The following is a 2,664-nucleotide window of genomic DNA, read 5'->3' on the forward strand; positions in this document are numbered from 1 at the left end:
TGGGGCCTCAGCGCTTGACGGGCATCCATGCCCGTCACCTCCCTCCGCAGTCCCTCCGCTCGGCCTCCTGAAGTCGCAATCGGCAGCGCCTGAACTACCGCGCGCTTAAAAGCAAAAGCCCAAGCAAGAGCAAGAGCAAGAACAAGAACAGCCAGGTTATGGCTGCGAGGCAATTGCCTTTTCGATGGCGGCGCGGAACGCAGGATCATCCGGCTTGGTCAGGCTGGAGAAATTGCCGATCACCTTGCCCTTGCGATCCACCACGTACTTGTAGAAATTCCACTTCGGCGCACTGCTCTGGCTGGCCAGCTCCGCGAACAGCGGTACCGCATCCGCGCCCCGAACCGCCTGTGTCTTGGTCATGGTAAAGGTCACGCCATAATTGGCATAACAGACCTTGGCAGTCTTTTCGCTGTCAGCGTCCTCCTGCTTGAAGTCATTGGACGGCACACCAAGCATTTCCAGGCCTTGCTCGTGATATTCCTTGTATGTCGCCTCAAGCCCCTCGAACTGCGGCGCAAAACCGCAGTAACTGGCCGTGTTGACCACCACCAGCGGCTTGCCGGCAAAGCGCTCGCACAGGTCCACCTGCCCCTTGCCCCGCAACTCTGGAAGGCTACCCTGCAACAACGCCGGGCAATCGGCAGCCCAGCTCGATGCGCTGGCAAGCAGGGCCAGCACCGGCACCGTCAACCAATGTGCACGCATGACTCGTTTCTCCCGCAAGACAATTCCTGAACTTGCAGGGTAGCGTCTAACAAACACTCATGCCCAGTTGCATCAACGCCATCCCGCCCTTGTGCCAACCCCACCACACCAGCGCCAGCAGCAACAGGGCGGCAACGGCCAGTAGACCTCGCGCCACGTAGCGGTTCATGCAGCCTGAGCCTGAAGCCGGGCGACCGGGCGTTCGCGCACGGGCCAGTTGAGGGCGGCAGCCAGCAGGCTGAGCAGGATGGAAATCTGCCAGACCAGGTCGTAGCTGCCGGTGCGGTCATACACCACTCCGCCCAACCAGCCGCCCAGGAAGGCGCCCAACTGGTGGAACAGGAAGACGATACCGCCAAGCATGGACAGGTTGCGCACGCCGAACACGCTGGCCACCGTGCCGTTGGTCAATGGCACCGTGGACAACCACAGCAGGCCCATGGCGATGCCGAACAGGTAAGCGCTGACTTCAGTCACCGGCGCCCAGAGGAACAGCACGATCACTACCGCACGCAGCAGGTACAATCCGGTCAGCAGGCGCGGCTTGGACATGCGCCCGCCCAGCCAGCCAGCGGTGAAGGTACCGACGATATTGAACAGGCCTACCAGCGCCAGCACTGTTGTGCCGGTGGTCGCGGCCAAGTGTTGGTCGACCAGGTAGGCTGGCAGGTGCACGCCAATGAACACAACCTGAAAACCACAAACGAAAAAGCCCAGCGCCAGTAACCAGAAGCCGGAGTGCGAGCACGCCTCGCGCAAGGCCTGGCCCAGGGTCTGTTCGGCACCGTGAGTGGGCAGCGGCCGGTCGCGCAGCAGGCCGACGAAGGGCACGATCAGCGCCACCATCAGGCCCAACACCAGCAACGCAGCGGACCAGCCCAGCCACTGGATCAGGCCGAGGGTGCCCGGCAACATGGCGAACTGGCCGAAAGAACCGGCAGCGCTGGCAATGCCCATGGCCATGCTGCGCTTTTCAGCCGGCACGGCACGCCCAACCACGCCGAGGATGACCGAGAACGAGGTGCCGGACAGACCGATGCCGATCAGCAAGCCGGCACTCAGCGACAACGACCAGGCCGAGTCGGCCATGCCCATCAGCACCAACCCGGCAGCGTAGAGAATACCGCCAATGATCACCACCCGCGCCGCGCCCATGCGGTCGGCCAGGGCGCCGGCGAACGGCTGCGCAAGCCCCCAGATCAAGTTCTGCAAGGCAATGGCGAAGGCGAACACCTCACGCCCCCAGCCGAAGTCCGCGCTCATCGGCGCCAGGAACAGGCCAAAGCCGTGCCGTACACCCAGGGATAGTGCCAGAATCAGCGCTGCCCCCACCAATACCCACCCGCTGGTTCGCCACACCGAAGTCATTGTCGTTATCTCCAGCACATCGCAAGGTTTTACGGGTATATACCCGCTTATAGTCGTATCAATTCAAGCCAGCTGGTTCAGCAAACGCACCAGTTCATCCCGCTGCCCTGCCCCCAGCCGCTCCACCAGTTCGGCCTGTGCCTGTTCCCAGGCTGGATGGGCAGCGTGCAGCAGCTGGGTACCGGCCTCGGTCAGCAGCACCACACGGTTGCGCTGATCGTCACCATCGGCCAAGGCCACCAGCCCTTCAGCCTCCAGCACCCGCAGGTTGCGGCCCAGGGTACTACGCTCCAGGCCCATTGCCTCTGCCAACGTGGTGATACTAGGGCGATCGAGCCGCTGCAAATGACGCAACAGGGAAAACTGGGCGACATTGACCCCGAAGCCGGCAAGGGCCTCGTCGTAATGCCGGCTCACCCCACGGGCGGCACGACGCAGATGGGTGCAGATGCATTCACTGGTCAACATGAATACGTGTATATACCCGCGTCATGTGTGTTGCAAGAGATTTCACTATGTCCCTCTGCCCTAATGCCTGCCACATCGCATTAATGGGGCTGCTACGCAGCCCATCGCCGGGCACCCACC

4 protein-coding genes are annotated in these 2,664 nt (G+C 62.5%); all 4 read right to left on the reverse strand.

Annotated elements, in window-relative coordinates:
- Positions 1-156: 156 nt before the first annotated feature.
- The 4 genes from ACK1U9_RS23345 to ACK1U9_RS23360 all read right to left on the reverse strand — a co-directional run bounded on the left by ACK1U9_RS23345 (position 157) and on the right by ACK1U9_RS23360 (position 2,544).
- On the reverse strand, positions 157-708 hold the full coding sequence (locus ACK1U9_RS23345; RefSeq protein WP_108481922.1) for a glutathione peroxidase: 552 nt from the start codon (positions 706-708) through the stop codon (positions 157-159).
- Positions 709-754: 46 nt separating this feature from the next.
- On the reverse strand, positions 755-877 hold the full coding sequence (locus ACK1U9_RS23350) for a hypothetical protein (protein WP_256573786.1): 123 nt from the start codon (positions 875-877) through the stop codon (positions 755-757).
- Entirely contained in the window at positions 874-2,076 is a 1,203-nt protein-coding gene (locus tag ACK1U9_RS23355) for an MFS transporter (protein ID WP_046617188.1), read from the reverse strand. The genes ACK1U9_RS23350 and ACK1U9_RS23355 overlap by 4 nt, the downstream gene beginning before the upstream one ends.
- 63 nt (positions 2,077-2,139) lie before the next feature.
- A complete protein-coding gene (locus tag ACK1U9_RS23360) occupies positions 2,140-2,544 on the reverse strand; it encodes a MarR family winged helix-turn-helix transcriptional regulator (protein WP_046617187.1) in 405 nt (134 codons plus the stop codon).
- Positions 2,545-2,664 lie beyond the last annotated feature (120 nt).

The sequence above is a fragment of the Pseudomonas sp. XP1 genome, from assembly GCF_053557675.1.